The 17,189-nt window shown below is 65.9% G+C and carries 10 protein-coding genes and 2 pseudogenes; 9 read left to right on the plus strand and 3 right to left on the minus strand.

The features are described from left to right. The 4 genes and pseudogenes from MTR62_RS16255 to MTR62_RS16270 all read left to right on the plus strand — a co-directional run. The coding region (locus MTR62_RS16255; RefSeq protein WP_244022858.1) for an alpha-L-rhamnosidase at positions 1-3,082 on the plus strand (3,082 nt) is incomplete at its 5' end. 124 nt (positions 3,083-3,206) lie between these two features. Beyond that, on the plus strand, positions 3,207-6,578 hold the full coding sequence (locus MTR62_RS16260; RefSeq protein WP_244022860.1) for a glycosyl hydrolase: 3,372 nt from the start codon (positions 3,207-3,209) through the stop codon (positions 6,576-6,578). A gap of 65 nt (positions 6,579-6,643) precedes the next feature. Next, the gene (locus MTR62_RS16265) at positions 6,644-8,023 is read left to right on the plus strand and encodes a family 43 glycosylhydrolase (RefSeq protein WP_244022862.1); all 1,380 of its coding nucleotides are present in this window, start codon (positions 6,644-6,646) and stop codon (positions 8,021-8,023) included. Between the two features lie 75 nt (positions 8,024-8,098). Next, a pseudogene (locus MTR62_RS16270) lies at positions 8,099-8,611 on the plus strand (transposase); the annotation flags it as partial. A gap of 261 nt (positions 8,612-8,872) precedes the next feature. Here the strand turns inward: MTR62_RS16270 and MTR62_RS16275 are convergent. Both MTR62_RS16275 and MTR62_RS16280 read right to left on the minus strand, forming a co-directional pair. Beyond that, the gene (locus MTR62_RS16275; protein WP_244022864.1) at positions 8,873-9,178 is read right to left on the minus strand and encodes an antitoxin Xre/MbcA/ParS toxin-binding domain-containing protein; all 306 of its coding nucleotides are present in this window, start codon (positions 9,176-9,178) and stop codon (positions 8,873-8,875) included. Next, positions 9,175-9,912 (minus strand): hypothetical protein, encoded by a 738-nt coding sequence (locus tag MTR62_RS16280; RefSeq protein ID WP_244022866.1) that lies wholly within the window; start codon positions 9,910-9,912, stop codon positions 9,175-9,177. Before MTR62_RS16280 ends, MTR62_RS16275 begins: the two co-directional genes overlap by 4 nt. 263 nt (positions 9,913-10,175) lie before the next feature. Between MTR62_RS16280 and MTR62_RS16285 the strand changes: the two genes are divergently transcribed. Both MTR62_RS16285 and MTR62_RS16290 read left to right on the plus strand, forming a co-directional pair. Beyond that, positions 10,176-10,535: a hypothetical protein gene (locus tag MTR62_RS16285; protein WP_244022868.1), complete on the plus strand. Its 360-nt coding sequence runs from the start codon at positions 10,176-10,178 to the stop codon at positions 10,533-10,535. A 101-nt stretch (positions 10,536-10,636) separates the two neighbouring features. Continuing rightward, positions 10,637-11,414, plus strand: a pseudogene (locus MTR62_RS16290) (IS5 family transposase). 314 nt (positions 11,415-11,728) lie between these two features. Here the strand turns inward: MTR62_RS16290 and MTR62_RS16295 are convergent. Next, on the minus strand, positions 11,729-12,877 hold the full coding sequence (locus MTR62_RS16295; RefSeq protein WP_244022870.1) for an ROK family transcriptional regulator: 1,149 nt from the start codon (positions 12,875-12,877) through the stop codon (positions 11,729-11,731). 365 nt (positions 12,878-13,242) lie between these two features. Here MTR62_RS16295 and MTR62_RS16300 point away from each other — a divergent pair, with 365 nt between their 5' ends. From MTR62_RS16300 to MTR62_RS16310, 3 genes are all read left to right on the plus strand, one after another. Continuing rightward, on the plus strand, positions 13,243-14,241 hold the full coding sequence (locus MTR62_RS16300) for an ROK family protein (protein WP_244022873.1): 999 nt from the start codon (positions 13,243-13,245) through the stop codon (positions 14,239-14,241). After that, positions 14,234-15,535 (plus strand): MFS transporter, encoded by a 1,302-nt coding sequence (locus tag MTR62_RS16305; protein ID WP_244022875.1) that lies wholly within the window; start codon positions 14,234-14,236, stop codon positions 15,533-15,535. Before MTR62_RS16300 ends, MTR62_RS16305 begins: the two co-directional genes overlap by 8 nt. Before the next feature lie 61 nt (positions 15,536-15,596). Continuing rightward, positions 15,597-17,063, plus strand: coding sequence for a mannitol dehydrogenase family protein (locus tag MTR62_RS16310; RefSeq protein ID WP_244022877.1), 1,467 nt, complete (start codon positions 15,597-15,599; stop codon positions 17,061-17,063). Positions 17,064-17,189 lie beyond the last annotated feature (126 nt).

Below are 17,189 nucleotides of genomic sequence, written 5' to 3' on the forward strand. Positions count from 1 at the left end.
CGGCGTGGCCGCGCGCAGCGAGGCCGGTTCGGACGGCCGCTTTCGAACCGTGGCGCTGCGCGTCGCGCAAGTTGCCCGGCCCTTGGGGCTTGAGGATCGCGCGCCCGCGCTGTCCTGGCAACTGGCCGGTCGCGGGCCGCGGCGACAGAGCGCCTACCGCATTCTTGTCGCGACGCGTGCTGAGCGGCTCGCACCGGGCGCGGCGGACTTGTGGGACAGCGGGCCGGTATCCTCGGGCGCGCAGAGCGGGATTCTCTATGCCGGCAAGCCGCTGCAATCGCGCCAGCGCTGTTTCTGGTCGGTCGAGGCCTGGGATGAAAACGGCACGCGCTCAGGCCGGGGCGAAGTGGGGGAATGGCAGGTAGGGCTGCTCAATCCGGCGGACTGGACGGCACCGTGGCTGGCCGCCGAGACGCCGGATGCGCGCGCGGTTCGCGAACGCGGGGCGGTCTGGGCGACGGCGCCTGCCCAGCGGGCCAAGGGGCCGGTCTCGTTTCGCCTGCCTTTCAAGAGCGGGGCGGGTGCCGCCACCTTGATCCTGCAGTCGAACGACCGCGTCGTGCGCGTCACGCTCGACGGGAAACCGCTCACGCTGTTCGATTATGGATCCTTGCCCGAAATCAAGGCACCGGTCGCGCAGGTGCCGCTCACGCTCGCGGCTGGCGCGCACGTGATCGAGGTGATGCTGATGCCGACCACGGGCGTGGGCGTTGCCGCTCAGGTTCAGCTCCCCGACGCGACGGTCGTTACCGATGGGTGGCAGGTCAAGACGGGCGCGGACTGGGAACTGGCCCCGCGCCTTGATCCTCAACCCGATTTCCGCATGCCGCCAACGCCGGCCTATCTGCTACGCCGCACCTTTCGCCACCATGGCGGGCGGGCAGGAGCGCGGCTCTATGTCGCGGCGCTGGGCGGATACGACGTGTGGATCAACGGCCAGCGTGCGAACGACGACACCCTTCAGGCCGAGCCGATGGACTACGCCCGGCACATTCCCTATCGGGTCTACGACGTGGGGCCGTTGCTGCGCGAGGGCGAGAACGTGCTGGCCGCGATGGTCGCCGACGGGTTCTACGCCAGCTATCTGTTGCAGACCGGCCGCTACAGCTACGGCCCGCCGCCCCGCCGCATCCGTCTTCAGCTTGAGGTCGAGGACGGGGCAGGCGGCTGGACCGCGCCCGAATCGACCGGCGAATGGCGTGGGCACGCGGGCGCCTTGCGGGCCTCGGAAATCTATTATGGCGAGGATTGGGACCGGCGGCTGGCGATGCCGGGATGGTCCAGTCCTGGCTTTGACGATGCGGACTGGGAGCCGGTCGGTCACGCCGCCGAACCGCCCGGGACGCTCCTGGGCCGTGTCGTCGCGCCCATTCGGATTACCCGCAGGCTTGCACCCGAGAGCCTCGCGCGGCTGGAAGACGGCCGCGTGATCGTTGACTTCGGGCAGAATTTCGCAGGCCGGGTGCGGCTGCGCGTCAAGGGCCGCCGGGGCCAGCGCGTGCGCGTGCGCCACGCCGAGATTCTGACCGCCACGGGCGAGCTCGATCGTAAGAACCTGCGCGCGGCCCGTGCCAGCGACACGTATGTGCTGAGCGGGAATGGTGCCGGAGAAACGCTCGAACCGCGCTTCACTTACCAGGGATTTCGCTACGCCGAAATCACCGGGGTCCCCGACGTGCAAGCTGGCGACGTCGAGGGGCTCGTGCTGCACAGTGACCTGCCCGAGACCGGTCTGTTCCGAGCCGGACAGCCGGTGGTGCAGAAGCTGTGGCTCAACACGCTCTGGAGCCAGCGCTCGAACTTCATGGGCTGGCCGACCGATTGCCCGCAGCGCGACGAGCGCGTGGCCTGGACCGGGGATGCCTGCGTGTTCTGGGATACCGCCGCGTTCAATATGGATGTTGGCGCGTTTACCCGCGCCTTCATGATCGACATGCGTGACACGCAGGGCAAGACCGGCGCTTTCCCCGTCTGGGCGCCCAATGTCCACCCGGGCACTTTCGCGCCCAACGAGGCGACGCCGGGCTGGTCCGACGCGGGGGTGATGCTGCCCTACGTGTCCTATCAGCGCTATGGCGATCGCCGCGTTGTCGACGAGAACTGGCAGGCGATGACGCGCTACGTCGAGGGCGTCCTGGCCGACAACCCCGATGGCCTGTGGCTGCACAAGAGGGGCCTCGACTTCGGCGACTGGCTCTCGCTCGACGCCAAGGATCCCGGCGACGCCACGACGCCCAAGGCGCTGGTCGCCACGGCCATGATGGCGCGTTCGGTCGGCCAACTGGCGCAGCTGGCGCGCTGGACCGGCCGCACGCCGGAGGCGGAGCGCTGGGAGCATGAGCACCGGCGCATCGCGGCGGCCTTCGCGCAGGCCTATGTCCAATCCGACGGCACGGTCGGCAACGCCAGCCAGACCAGTTATATCCTCGCGCTTTACAACGATCTGGTCCCCAACACGCTGCGCGCGGTGTCGGCGGCGCTTCTGGCGAGGGACATTCGCCGTCGTGGCACTTTGCTGTCGACCGGATTCCTGGGCACGCCCGCAGCGCTCGATGTGCTGGCCGAAACAGGTTACGGTACGCTCGCCTTCGACCTGCTGCTGCGCACGGAGTTTCCCTCGTGGGGCTACATGGTCGAACACGGCGCAACAACGATCTGGGAACGCTGGAACGGCGACACGGGGGATGTGTCGATGAACTCGTTCAACCACTATGCGCTGGGGGCGGTCTGCGGCTTCTTCTACCGACGGATCGCTGGGCTTCAGCCGCTTGAACCGGGTTTCGCGCGCGCGCGCATCGCACCGCTTGTCGATGCGCGCTTGGGCCATGCGGGATGCACCTATGACAGCGTCATGGGCCGTTTCGTTACCGACTGGCGACTGGTCGCGAACCGCCTGGAACTCACTGTGGAAATCCCCGAGGGGTGCCAGGCCGAGGTGCGCGTGCCGGCATCGGCGGGCGCGCGCATCACCATCGATGGCAAGGCGCCCACGGGGCGTGGCGGCGTGCGCGCCGTGGCGCGTGACGGCGCGGGCGCGACATTTGCCGTGCAACCCGGGCGGTACGCTTTCCATGCGGCATGATCGGACCAGCGCCCTCCGGGCGCGCACATTGCTGGGGCGTGCCGGTACGTGTGCCCTTGGGCTTGGGCTGACCATCGCAGCTCTGGGCGCAAACCGGGTGGGCGCCGCGCCCGAGAGGGCGGCTGTGGCCTCGTCCGGCGTGACCGACGATGCGGTGGGCAAGGGCCGTATCCCGCTGGAACAACTCGCCGCAGCCTTCGCCGATCCGCCGCGCAGTGCCCGCCCGCGGGTTTGGTGGCACTGGATGAACGGCAACATCACCAAGGACGGCATCGCCAAGGACCTTGCGTGGATGAAGCGCGTGGGGATCGGCGGGGTCCAGACTTTCGATGTCGATCGCCAGACCCCGACGATCGTCGCCAAGCGTCTGGCGTATATGACGCCGCCCTGGCGGGAGGCCTTCCGCTTCGCCACCGAACGTGCTGAGCGGCTGGGGCTCGAGTTCACGATCGCCTCCTCACCGGGGTGGAGCGAGACCGGGGGGCCGTGGGTGCCGCCAGCCGACGGCATGAAGAAGCTGGTGTGGAGCACGATGACGCTGGTCGGAGGGCATGCCTTCGCCGGCCCCCTACCAGACTTGCCCTCGGTTTCTGGGCCATTCCAGGACATGCCGATCGACGGGCATGGCGGCTCCGGCGCGGCTGGCGCTCAAGCCCGTGCCTCGGGGGCACTCGGGGTCTATGCCTACCGTCTGAACGAGGGTGCTGGGGACGTTTCCGCGGCGGCGCAGCCCGTCATGCGGCTGGCCGACGGTGCCGAACTGGACGCGCGCGCGCTGACCGATGGGCGCTACGCTACGGGTGTCGCGGTGCCGCGCGGCACTCAGGACGCGCCGACGATCGTCGATGTGACTTACCAGACCCCGCAGACCATCCGTTCGGCGACGCTGTTCGTGCCTTCGGCGGTCGATCTTTATGCCTTGCCCACGCTCGAGCCGCGGCTCGAGGTGAGTGAGGATGGTGCGAGCTGGCGAACGGTTGCGCGCTTCGCGCTGAACACGGCGCCGACCACGATCGGTTTCGCGCCGATTACCGCACGCGCGTTCCGGGTCGTCCTCGCGCCCGCGCACAGCGTGCCGGTCTACGGTGCGGACGCTGCGCCGGGGTACGACCTGGGCGCGATGGCGCGCTTGATGGCACCGGCACCGACGATGGACATTCGCGAGCTTCGCCTTTCGCCGGACGCCCGGATCGACCAGTTCGAAGCCAAGGCGGGTTTCGCGATGGCGCGCAACTACGAAGCGATCGAGCAGGCGGGGCCGCGCGATGATACTGGCGTGCCGGTGCGTGACGTCGTCGACCTGTCCGGGCGCGTCGGGGCGGATGGAACTTTGCGCTGGGCGCCGCCGCCGGGGATCTGGCGGGTGGTGCGGCTGGGCTGGTCGCTGACCGGCAAGACCAACCATCCCGCCCCGGCCGAGGCTACCGGGCTCGAAGTCGACAAGCTCGATGCAGGGGCGGTACGGCGATACCTTGAGCACTATCTGGACACCTACACCGGGGTCGTGGGGCCTGACCGGGTCGGGCAACGCGGCATCAATGGCTTGCTGACCGACAGCACCGAAGTGGGCGCGTTCAACTGGTCCCCTGATCTGCTCGGCCAGTTCCAGCGGCTGCGCGGTTACGATCCGCGCCCCTGGCTGCCCACGCTGACCGGGGTTATCGTCGGGTCGCGCGCCGAAAGCGATCGCTTTCTCGACGACTACCGCCTCACGATCGGGCAACTGCATGCCAGCGTGCACTACGCCACGCTGGCGCAAGTGGCGCACGAGCATGGCCTCAAGGTTTACGGCGAATCGCTAGAGGGGTGGCGCACGGCGCTGGGCGATGATCTGGACATGCGCCGCTACGCCGACGTTCCGATGGCCGCGATGTGGTATTACGCGCCCGATGCGGCACCCAAGCCGTTCTACGCGGCCGACATGCGCGGCGCTGCGTCGGTCGCGCACATCTACGGGCAGAACCTTGCCGCGGCGGAATCGCTGACCTCGACCCGCCAGCCGTGGGATCAGGGGCCGGCGGATCTCAAGCGCGTGGTCGATTGGGAATTCCTCAACGGCATCAACCGCATCGTTATCCACTCCTCGGTTCATCAGCCGGTCGATGACAAACTTCCGGGCATGTCGATGGATCACATCGGGCAGTACTTCAACCGGCACGAGACCTGGGCCGAGATGGCGCGGCCTTGGATCGATTACATCGCGCGCAGCAGTCTTTTGCTCCAGCAGGGCCAGTTCGTGGCGGACGTCGCCTATTTTTACGGCGAAGAGGCGCCGCTCGGCATCCAGACGCAGCAGGGCTATTTCACCGACGTGCCGCGCCGCAACGGCTACGATTTCGTGAGCGCGCAGATCGTCGAGGACACGCTGCGGGTTGATCGGGGCGCGTTGGTGACGCCGGGAGGCGCACGCTATCGGCTGCTCTATCTCTCCGGGCGGCGCTCGAGGATGTCGGTCCGCATGCTGCGTCGTCTGGTCGAGCTGGCCCGCGCCGGCGCTACGATCCTGGGCGATCCGCCAAGTGGGCCGATCGGCCTTGATGGGGATCGCACGACGTACGCCGCGCTCGTGCACGAGTTGTGGTCGGGCCGCCCGGTCACGCGTATCGGGATGGGGCAGGTGATCGCGGGTAAGGACGTGGACGCGGCGCTCGCGGCGATCGGAGCCGGTCCGGACGTGCGCATCGAAGGTGGGGCGCAGGCCGCGATCCCCTTCGTTCATCGCCGGCTGGACGGGGCGGAGATCTACTTCCTCGCCAATCGGTCCGGGCAGCCGCAACAGGTGAAGGCCTGGTTCGCGGTTTCCGGGATGCACCCACAAGTATGGCGCGCCGATACGGGCTTGGCCCAGGCGGTTGCCGGTAGGGCGGTGGATGCAGGGACCGCGCTCGACCTGACATTCGCGCCGGGCGAGGCGTATTTCGTGGTCTTTCGAAAATCCGCGTCCGCCGCCGGGCCGCCTGAACAGGCACCGGCATCCGGTTCGACCCCGCTTGCCGCGCTCGAGGGGCCCTGGAGCGTGACCTTCCAGGCAGGGCGCGGCGCACCGCAAGCCCCGGTGACCTTTGCCGCGCTCGCACCGCTTGAGGACAACGCGGACCCTGCCATTCGTTACTTTTCGGGCGTAGCGCACTACACCACGCGCTTTCGTCTGCCGGCGGGATACCGGCCTGGTATGCCGCTGGGACTTGATCTGGGGCGCGTCGGCGTGATTGCCGAGGTCCGCGTCAACGGGCAGGCGGTGGGAACCGCCTGGCATCCGCCGTTCCGGCTCGACATCGGGCGCGCGGTCCGCAACGGGACAAACACACTGGAGGTGGATGTGGCGGATCTTTGGGTCAATCGGCTGATCGGTGATCGTCAGCCCGGTGCCGTCCCGGTCGCCTGGACGGTCAAGCCAATGTACCGAGCCGACGCGCCCCTGCGCCCTGCAGGCCTGATTGGTCCGGTGCGCCTGTTCGGTTCGGACAGCGTCGTTAAGCCGCGCGCGCAGCCATGACTGGGGAGGAGACGTCATGCATCGGGTGGCCGGTGACGCGTCGGCGCTTCATTTACGGGGCAGTGTTGGCCGGTGCCCTCCAAGACGTGCGTGCGCTGGCCAGCGAAGCGCTGCGAGCACCTGACGTACGGCGCGCCACGGGCAACCCGATCTTGCCAGGCACCGGGATCTGCGATCCGCAGGTGCGCGTCCTTGGCGATACCGCGTATCTCTTTGCAACGCATGATGCGAATCCCGACAACACCGACTTCACAATGCACGATTGGCAGGTCTGGTCGAGCCGTGACCTCGTCGACTGGCACCATGCAGGCACGGTCTTCCCCGAGCAGACCTACCTGCACCAGCCAAGCGCGCAATGCTGGGCGACCGACGCGGCGTTCCGGAACGGGTGCACCTACCTCTACGTGTCGATGGGCCCGCGCAACATCGGTGTGGTCGTCGGCGAGAGCCCGGCGGGCCCCTGGCGCGATCCGTTGGGACGCCCGCTCATCGCCGAAGGCGACGTGCCTACCGCCGCGCGCGATCCGGGGATACTGCTCGATGAGGATGGCGCGGCCTACATCGTCTTCGGCACGTTCGATTACTACATCGCACGGCTGAATCCGGACATGATCTCGCTCGCCGAACGGCCCCGGCTTTTGGCGATCGACCATCGGGAGGGGCCGTATGGGCCGGGCAAGACCGATGACAAGCCGTTCCTGCACCGGCGCGGCGCGCTGTATTATCTGTCGTGGGGATCCTATTACGCGGTCGGCACGTCGCCTTATGGCCCCTTTCGCTACCGCGGGTTCCTGTTCGAACCGGAGAACGTGGATCGGTCCTTTCTGGACGATCGCGGAGTGGCCCGGCTCAAGCCCGCCTACCGTCCGCGCAACTGGCTCAATTTCGACCGGCACGGCTCCTTCTTCACGCTGCACGGCCAGTGGTATTTCGCCTGCAACGACCAGTCGGGGCCGGGCGCGAGTCCGTTCTTTCGAAATACGGTCCTTTGCCATGTTCATTATCGCGCCAATGGTGACATTGCACCGCTGTTCCTGACCGCAGGGGGCGTCGGACAATACGACGGGACGCGCACGATCCGTGCTTGCGACTATTTCCAGGCGAGAGGCGTTTCGGTTCTCGAAACCGAGGGGAAGTTCGGAGCCGAATTCGCTCCGGGCGCAATGGCGCAGTATCCGAACGTGCATATCCCCAAGGGGAGGAAGGTTGCGGTCGCGGGAATAGGTGAAGTGTCGGGCGAGGGGGGGACTCTTGAGTTTCGGCAGTCCGGTGTCGATGGTCCTTTGCTTGGTTCGCTTGCCCTAAGGAGGCAGGTGAGAGGCTACAACGCGCATCGCTGCAGTCTGGGAGTCATCGGTCCTAGCGCGAATGTGTTTCTGGTGTGGCGTGGAATTGACAATTCACGGCTGACACTTACGGACCTGGCCTTTGTGGACACCGTCTGAGAGGCCGTTTCGAAAGGGTTTGAGCGGCCGAGTTTCATGTCATTCCGGGAGTTTGCAGACATCTCGGAGACAGGCATGTGGATCCTGGGCACCCGCGCGCAACATACGCGCCTGGCGAAGCGATACCAGACGGATTGGAATGATGCGGAGTGGCGATTGATCGCCGCATTTCTGCCCGAGGCACGTTCGATGGGGCGCGAGGCCGGTCCGAGCGCAGCCATTATCGACAGTCAGAGCGTCAAGACCACGGAAAGCGGCGGGCCACGGGGTTATGACGCTGGTAAGAAGATCGAAGGGCGCAAGCGCCATGCCCTGGTCGATAGCGATGGCAGAGCGCTGCTGGTCGAGCCACACACTGCCGATGTCCAGGACCGGGATGGCGGTGGTGCAATGCTGCAGATATCACGAGATCTGTTCCCCTTCATCGAGAAGGTCTGGGCCGATGGTGGCTACAACCATGAGCGAGTTACGCAAGCCACCAGCATCACCGTTGAAATCGTCAGCAAAATTACCGGCCAAATCGGCTTCGTCTTCCTGCCAAGGCGGTGGGTCGTTGAACGCTTCTTTGCATGGATCAACCGAAACCGACTCTCAGGCCCTCCGGTCGGTTTGGTGATGAAGCCGCAAGAGTAAGCTGCACAAAACTGCGCGGGCAGGCTTTGCCTTGCTGCGGTCGCGTTCACTTGAATGTTGCTGAGGGGGCTTCGTGCCAAGCGGATGGTGGGCGAAGATTTAACCCAAGACCGCTTGCGGGCAGACTTCGTGTCACTCCGGGCAAGGTTTGGTGTCAAGGGATAATTCGACGTCTCGCGTTGAGAGATTGTGCTCGTGCGACATGGCTACGCCGGGCTATTGCCGAAGGCCGGCTGCGCCCAATTCTTCCCACATCCAGGCAAAGCTGTAGCCGGCCATCTGCTCGTTGCCGGATTTGGCGGTCCCGTTCTCCAGGTACTTCAGCCATTCCACCACCTGTGCGCGCCCGGCCTTGGTCCTGACGGCCTGCCGCGGCGTCTTGTCCCCCAGAGCGGGGACCGGCTCGTCGAGGACCTGTCGGTACTGTCGGTCCATCATGTCGCGAACGATGCGCTGCATCTCCGCGGCAGGGATCTCCGGCTCGGCAGCTTCGTCGCGCTCCTGCCGTTGTTCAGCCATCATTTGGGCAACGGGAAAACCAGGCGATGGAAGAGGATATCATCGCCGTCGCTGTTGACCAGATCGGGCAGGGCCGGGCCCATGACACCGGCAGCGTCCAGCAGCCACGTAGAGGTGATCACGGGCGCGCTGTGGCGCAGCAGCACCGCGCGGTCGGTTACGTCGAAATCAAAGTCCGGGTCGGGCTGGGCGCCGATCTTCGTAAAGCCATCGATCAACTGCTCGCTGCCATCCGGACTAAATGCCAGCAAGGCTCCTGAAATGACGGCGCCGCTTCGGCCGACGATCAGGCGCGTGGCAATCCGGTCCCAGTCGTGCAAGCTGCTGCTCGCGCTGCGCTCCTCAACGGTGACAGGCTCGCCGCCCTGAAGCAGGTCGCGCAGACGCATCGACTTGCCTGGCACAATGTCGCTCACTTCGTAGAGCGACATCGGTGTCTGACGCAGGGCCTTGATATAGGCTTTGACGGAGGCCTTTTCGTTCCAGCCACGCCGCTTCAGGTAATCGTCGGCGAGATTTTCGCCATCGAACTCGCGCCCGATCAGGTCTTCGAACGCGCAGCCCCACAAGGGACCTTCCCAGTGCGGGCCAACGATGTCGAGCCGTTCGTCGAAATCGACGTCGAGCTCGTCGGCCGCTGGTCCGAAATGTTCTTCCAGACACCCCTCAAGCCGTGTCTTCCAGGGTTCGCGCCCAGCATATTTGATCAGGCCGGACAGGTCGTGGATGGCGCGCAAGGGGAAAGCTCCTGCTGAGGTTCACAGGTTCGGTTTTGGAATAGGCCTGCGTCATATAAGGGCAAGCAGGCTCGCGGCGCGAGGGAGCGCGAGACTTTGTTGCGCGGACGGGGGAAAGGCTGGCATGAAATCAGATGGGGCTCGGATTTTAGCGATTTGCTCGCGTGCACCTGCTAGGCGCTCGTCATGACAAGCACGGCTGTCGGTCTCGTCGACGCGAATGGCGATGCGGCAGTCGTGCCCTATCCGATCGGGAGTTTTTGATGAGCGCTTCGCCAAAACCGTGGGACAACGAGCTGGTTGCCAACTGGCTGGAGGCGCGCATCGAGGCGGCGTCTCGCGATCAGGCGGCGGCCGACAGACGAGGGTACGGCGCCGACGACGAATACGACAAGGCGGCCGCCGAGGAGTGGGTGTGCCGAAAGTTGAGGCTCGCCGGGCGCGAGGGAGACCAGGCCTCGTTTGCGCAGGCCATCAAGCAATTTCTGGACCAGGATGACTATCGGATAACAGGGATCCACGACGATCGCCGTGTCGAACGGCATGTCCGCTCGATCCTGCGAAAGATCGCCAAGATGGCCAAGGCGAATGAGGGCTTCGAAAACCGGCTGCGCTATCAGTGAATACGGTAGCCGGGATGCGCGGGGTTGGCTGTGGCTATCGGCTTTGTTGCGCAAATGCCCGAGGGATTCCGTTCGTGAATCCAGTTGGTTATGGGTCGGTGATGAGCAAACCGCCCCGCGGACGCTACCGCGCGACGAACTGGAAGTCCTACAACGCAGCGCTGGCGCAGAGAGGTTCGCTTCAGGTCTGGTTTGATCCCGGGATGCAGTGGCTGTCCGCGCCAACCGGCAAGCGCGGGCGCCAGCCTGTCTTCTCGGACGCCGCGATCCAGGCCTGCCAGCCCCGTTCCGGGCCGTTGGATCGGCTGATCGACAGCACGGGCATCAAGGCCGTTGGAGACGGGGAATGGTGCAGGCGCAAGCATGGTGCGTCCAAACGCCGCCAGTGGCGAAAGGTCGACCTGGACGCCGGATCGCTTGAAATCCACGCCATCGAAGGGGCCGGGAGCCGGGTTGGAGATGCACCCATGCTTCCCGAACGGCTGGCGCAGATACCACCCGACCGAGCGATCGCGACCGTCAGCGCCGATGGCGCTTTTGACACCAGGGCCTGTCACGAAGCCATTGCCGCGCGCGATGCCTGTGCGATCATACACGTCCGCAGCAATGCAAAAAGCCTGGCCCGAGAGCACGCCGGGCGTTGCCGTCCGCAATGAAATCGTTCGCTCAAGCCGGCGGTTTGGCAGGGCAATCTGGAAACGATGGAGCGGCTATCACCAGCGCAGCCTGGTCGAAACGAAAATGCATTGCTTCAAGCTCCTGGGCGAACGCATCATGGCACGAGACTTCGATCGCCAGGTCGCCGAAAGGCAAATCCGCGCCGCCATCCCGGGCCGTTTCGCTGCGCTCGGAAGGCCCCAAACTCAGCGGGTCGCGTGATCAATGCCATCAAAGGCCAACTGCTACCCTCTGGCCGATTTGCGCAACAAAGCCGACCGCAACCGGGCGTGTCCGGCCAGCCTGGCTCGCGCCTGAAATAGATCGATTGAGGTCTGTTTTGGCAGTCTTGGAAGCCGCCATGCCCAAATTCAAGCCTACGTGTCGCTCAGCCGGTGTNCTGGCCGATTTGCGCAACAAAGCCGACCGCAACCGGGCGTGTCCGGCCAGCCTGGCTCGCGCCTGAAATAGATCGATTGAGGTCTGTTTTGGCAGTCTTGGAAGCCGCCATGCCCAAATTCAAGCCTACGTGTCGCTCAGCCGGTGTCCGCCCTATAAGCAAGAGGGGCCTTGAGCAGCGCTGCGAGGTTGGGCGAGAAGGCGGAATGCAGAGGGAGCAGTGCGGCGCCGACAACCGGAGCCCGGGCGCCGAGTTGTCCGGTCAGGAACGCGGGCTGGAAGAAGTCGGGCGGTGGGTTGAGCGCGAGGCGATCGCGACACTCGCTGGTTATGGCGTCGATAAGCGCCGGTTCGAGCGTTCCTCCGATGATAACAGCGTCTAGGTCGAGGAGGCTGTTCACGCCGGAAATCGCAAAGGCGAGGCTGCCCGTGCAGCGGTCCAGCCAGCGCGCGCGCCGATCCGGGTCGGCGAAGGCCTCAGGTGGCAGGGTGAAGATCGAGGCATCGCGAAGCAGGTAGGCGCCGGGAGCATCGCGCGACAGCGGTAATGAGGCCAGCGCGGCCGCGTTGCCATGTCGACCGCGCCGGATTTCGCCATCGAGGACGAGGCCGCCGCCCACGAAATTGCCGAGATGGATATAGAGGAAATCGCGTGCGCGCGTTCCGGCACCGCACAGCAGTTCGGCTAGCGCGGCCGCGTTGCCGTCGTTGTCGAACAGTACCGGGGCGGGCAGGGCAGTGCGCAGCAGGTCCTCGAGGTCGGGTGAGGACCATTGTGCGGCGCGTGCGGCGTCGATCCCGGTTTCCTGCTGCCATTCGCCCAGGAACCAAGGCATGACAATGCCGATGCCCATGAGCTCGGGGCTTGCACCCGCAGGCGGGGAGGCCGCGCAGTCCTGTCGGAACTGCGCCACGCATTCGAGCACGCGGCGCGGTTCGGGAAGATTTTCAGGCCAGCTGGCGTGGGCAAGAAGCCGCCCGCCGAAGTCGAGCATCGCGCAGGCGACGTGGTCGCGGCCAATTTCGACCCCGATCGTGTGCCCCGAGGCGCCGTTGATGCGGTAGGGCATCGAAGGCTGGCCGCGGCCGCCTATGCGCCGGGTGGTAGGCAGGATGCGGCCTTCCTCTTCGAGGGCCTCGACGATGCGCAGGGCGGCCTGCGGGGACAGGCCTGTCTCGCGGGCAATATCGGCCTTCGAGGCTTCGCCCATGCGGTGAATGGTCGAGAGGATCAGCCGCTCGTTGTAGCGCCGTACACCGCTGGCGTTGCTGCCTTGCCTGCTCATCGCCCCATCGTCTCCTGCTGGCGGCCTGTCTCATCCCTGCCGTTGCGCCTGCCCCATGGGCCGGCTTTGCGCAAGACGTCTGGAAAGGTTTGACATATTAAATCACATGACTAGATTTAATCCCAATACCGGGAGGCTATCAGGCCGACCAAAATGCAATTGGCAAGTGATTTCCCAACGTTACTCGTCAGTTGCGCGAACTCACGCTGCGGGGCCCAACTCCTCCCGGGAACCGCAGCGTGATTCGTCCACCCGGCCAAGAGGTGGCCCATAGACTCAAGAAGCGCAGGTTCGACCTGCCCACGGGACTGGAGAGGTAGCTTGAAGACCATCGATTTTCCCCGCATCGCCGTGCCGCGCGCATCATGATGGCCGACGATCTGCTGCTTGGCGGCATTGAGGCGGGTGGCACCAAGTTCCTGTGTGCCCTCGCCGATGGCGAGGGGCGGATACTTGACGAAGTGCGCATTGCCACCACCACGCCGGCGCAGACGCTCGGCGCTGCAGTCCGCTTCTTCGAGGACGCGCGCGACACGCGCGGGCCGATCTCGGCGCTTTCCATCGGCAGTTTTGGCCCTCTCTCGCTCAACCCGGCCGCGCACGATCACGGCGCGATTACCTCGACGCCCAAGCCCGGCTGGCAGGACACCGACCTGCTTGCCCCGTTCCGCCATCTCGTGGCGGCTCCGCTGGCGCTCGACACCGACGTCAACTGCGCGGCGATCGGCGAACACCTGTTCGGCAGTGGCCGCGGGCTCGACACGTTCTGCTACATCACCGTGGGGACCGGGATTGGTGTGGGTATCTTCGTGGGCGGCAGCGCGCACGGCGGCGCCAACCACCCCGAGGCGGGCCACATTCCCGTACCGCGCGCGCCCGGCGATGCGGATTTCGCCGGCATCTGCCCGTTTCACGGCGACTGCCTCGAAGGCCTGGCTTGCGGTCCGGCGATGAAGGCGCGCTGGGGTGTGCCCGCCGAGACGCTCCCGCTCGACCACGCGGCCTGGGACATCGAGGCAGACTATCTTGCAGGCCTGTGCACGACACTGTCCTATGTGGTGCGGCCCGACCGGATCATCCTGGGTGGCGGCGTCATGCAGGCCGGACACATGTACACGCGCGTTCGCACCCGGTTGGCGGAAAAGCTGGCGGGATACGATGCCAGCTTGCGCGCCCTTTCCATGGACGACTACCTCGTCGCGCCCACGGCGGGGGCATCGGCGGGCCTGACCGGGGCGCTGGCCCTGTCGTACCGCACTGCGGCGCGGCAGTGGCCGATGCACTGGCATGCGCACTTGAACGTCAGAGACGATAGCCTCCACCCGCAAGGCATGCCGCTTGCCGCCGGAGGCCGCGATGTCTGAGCACGACACCCTTGCCCTTGCGGCACGCCGCGAACCGGCATCCCGGGCACCGGCCCTTGCCCGTCTGCTCGATACCGTCGGTATTCCCGCGCCCCTGATCTGGGGCTACCTGGGCATGCTGCTGTTCATGATCGGCGACGGCGTGGAGACGAGCTTCCTCTCGCGCCTGTTCCTCGATTTCGGGCTGGCGCAGGCGCAAGTGGGCTTCGTCTTCACCGTCTATGGCATTACGGCCGCCATTGGCGCGTACCTTGCGGGCGCGCTGTCGGATCTGTGGGGGCCGCGCAAGGTGATGATGCTGGGGGCCGCGATCTGGCTTTTCTTCCATGTCCTGATGCTGACATTGGCATTGCCTTCGCAGCGCTACGACCTGATTCTGGCCATCTATGGCCTGCGCGGCTTTGGCTATCCGCTGTTCGCCTATGGCTTCATGATCTGGCTCATGGCCGGGGCCCCGCGCGAACGGCTCAACACCGCGCTCGGCTGGTTCTGGTGCGCGTTCACGGCAGGCTATCCGGTCATCGGCTCGCTGCTGGCAGCACTTCTGCTCGGCCCGCTTCTGCCCACCGGCCTGCTCTGGCTCTCGCTCGGTCTCGTTGCCTCGGGAGCTGCGATCGCGCTTGTCCTGCTACGCGAACCGCACGGATTCCGGCCGCTGGCAGATAAATGCGCTGCCGGCTTCCTGCGAACGCTGACAGGTGGCATCACGATCATGGTGACCACGCCGGCTGTCGGGCGCGGTGCGCTGGTGCGGCTCATCAACACGACCTCACAATTCGGGATCTGGGTGTTCTTCCCGATCCTGTTCACGCAGAAGCTGGGCTTCACGCTCAGCGAATGGGCGACGCTGCTCTCGATCATGATGGGCTCGAACATGGTGGCGGTCATCCTGGTCGGCATGATCAGCGACCGCTGGAGCTGGCGCAAGTCCTCCGCGCTGTTCGGCGGAGTGCTGTGCAGCGCGGCCTGCCTGGTGCTCTACTACGTGCCGGTCCTGAGCGGGCATGTCTTCCCGGTGGCCGCACTGGCTGCGATGGTCTACGGCGTGGCCTTGGCCGGGTACATCGCCGTGCCACCGATGATGGCCGCGCAGGCGCCCGACCGTCAGGGGCAGGTGATGTCGGCCTACAACCTCGGGGCCGGAGCCTCGGTGGCCGTCGGACCGCTGATCGGCACGCTCTTCATCGATTCCATCGGGCTGCAGGGCGTTGTCTGGATCTACGCGGCGCTGCACCTCATCTCGGCGGGCCTGTGCCTCTCGATCCGCTCGCCCGGCGACGGCCGCCCGGCCTGACCGCGCCGCGCCTGCGGCCTATCCCCACCACCGAGCATTCGCGCTGTTCCAGGAACGCACCATGGCCATACGATTGAACCAGAATTCGCTTCACGACCTGCCCGCCACGGTCGCCGCGCCCGGCTACGCGCGCGCCGCCCTTGGCGCGGGGATTGTGCATTTTGGCGTCGGCAATTTCCACCGCGCCCACCAGGCCGCCTATCTCGACGCGCTCTTCGCGAAGGGACTGGGGCACGACTGGGCGATCGTCGGTGCAGGCGTGATGCCCGGTGAGGAGCGTCTGCGCAGCGTTCTCGAGGCGCAGGACTGGCTCACTCTCCACGTTGCCCAGAGCGCGGGCGCGAGCGAGGCACGGGTCATCGGTTCGATGATCGATTACCTCCCGATCGCCGATGGTGCGGCGATCGTTGCCCGGCTGGTCGATCCCGCGATCCGCATCGTGTCGCTGACGGTGACCGAGGGCGGGTATTTCCTCGACGCCGAGGGCGGCTTCGATCCCGAGCACCCTGCGATCCTGGCCGATACGCTCAATCCCGAGGCACCAGCAACGGTGTTCGGCCTTATCATCAAGGCGCTTCGCCTGCGCCGGGAGGCCGGGACTGCCCCCTTCACGGTGATGAGCTGTGACAACCTGCCGCATAACGGTACGCTCACGCGCGGCACCGTGGTTGGTCTTGCCCGGTTGGTCGATCCGTCCTTCGCGGACTGGATCGCAAGCTCGGTCGCCTTCCCCAACGGCATGGTCGATCGCATTACGCCGGCCACTTCGGACCGCGAACGGGCACTGGCACGCGAGGAATTCGGCGTTGCCGACGGGCATCCGGTGTTCTCGGAAGACTTCATTCAATGGGTGCTCGAGGACGATTTTCCGCAAGGGCGTCCCCCGCTCGAGGCCGTCGGCGTGACTTTCGTGGCCGACGTGACGCCGTACGAGCACATGAAGCTGCGCATCCTCAACGCCAGCCATGCCATGCTGGCCTATCCGGCCGCGCTCCTGGGTATCACGTATGCGCACGACGCGGTCGTGCACCCGCTCATCGCCGCCATGCTGGGCAAGATCCAGCGCGAGGAAATCATACCCGGCGTCGCACAGGTTCCCGAAATCACGCCGGAAGACTATTTCGGGATCACCCTGCGTCGCTTTGCGAACCCCAAGATTGCCGATACGATCGCACGGCTGTGCTACGATGGCGCCAATCGCCAGCCCAAGTTCATCGTGCCCGCGCTTCGCCACGCGCTAGATGCCGGACTTGTGATCGACGGTCTGGCGCTCGCCTGCGCCTTGTGGTGCCGCTATTGCGCCGGCACGCGCGAGGATGGCAGCGTGATCGAGCCGAACGATCCGGCCTGGGATCGCCTGAATGCGGTGGCCTTGGCCGCGAGGCGGGAGCCGGGACTGTGGCTCGCGCAAAGCGACATCTATGGAAGCTTAGGAAAGGACGAACGCCTGCAGGCGGCATTCGCCAGGGCGCTGGATGCACTGTGGCGCGACGGTGTCGAGGCCACAGTAAGCGCGTTCGTAGCGTAGTAACTGGCCAGAGGGCCTGACTTTCCCCGGAAATGGCTGCCAGGCGCCCGTTTAGGCCAGTGAAAGGGCAGTTTGATGCTCCTAAGAGCCTTCTCTGATTGGGGCTTCGTGGGTCAAGCTGCTTCC

This window comes from Novosphingobium organovorum, from assembly GCF_022832435.1.
In the GTDB taxonomy this organism is placed as follows: domain Bacteria; phylum Pseudomonadota; class Alphaproteobacteria; order Sphingomonadales; family Sphingomonadaceae; genus Novosphingobium; species Novosphingobium organovorum.

Bases quoted from the DNA above. Each gene is read 5' to 3' on its own strand.
- MTR62_RS16305 (WP_244022875.1), top strand. From the start codon at position 14,234: ATGTCTGAGCACGACACCCTTGCCCTTGCGGCACGCCGCGAACCGGCA.
- MTR62_RS16300 (WP_244022873.1), top strand. From the start codon at position 13,243: ATGATGGCCGACGATCTGCTGCTTGGCGGCATTGAGGCGGGTGGCACC.
- MTR62_RS16285 (WP_244022868.1), top strand. From the start codon at position 10,176: ATGAGCGCTTCGCCAAAACCGTGGGACAACGAGCTGGTTGCCAACTGG.
- MTR62_RS16275 (WP_244022864.1), bottom strand. From the start codon at position 9,178: ATGATGGCTGAACAACGGCAGGAGCGCGACGAAGCTGCCGAGCCGGAG.
- MTR62_RS16295 (WP_244022870.1), bottom strand. From the start codon at position 12,877: ATGAGCAGGCAAGGCAGCAACGCCAGCGGTGTACGGCGCTACAACGAG.
- MTR62_RS16310 (WP_244022877.1), top strand. From the start codon at position 15,597: ATGGCCATACGATTGAACCAGAATTCGCTTCACGACCTGCCCGCCACG.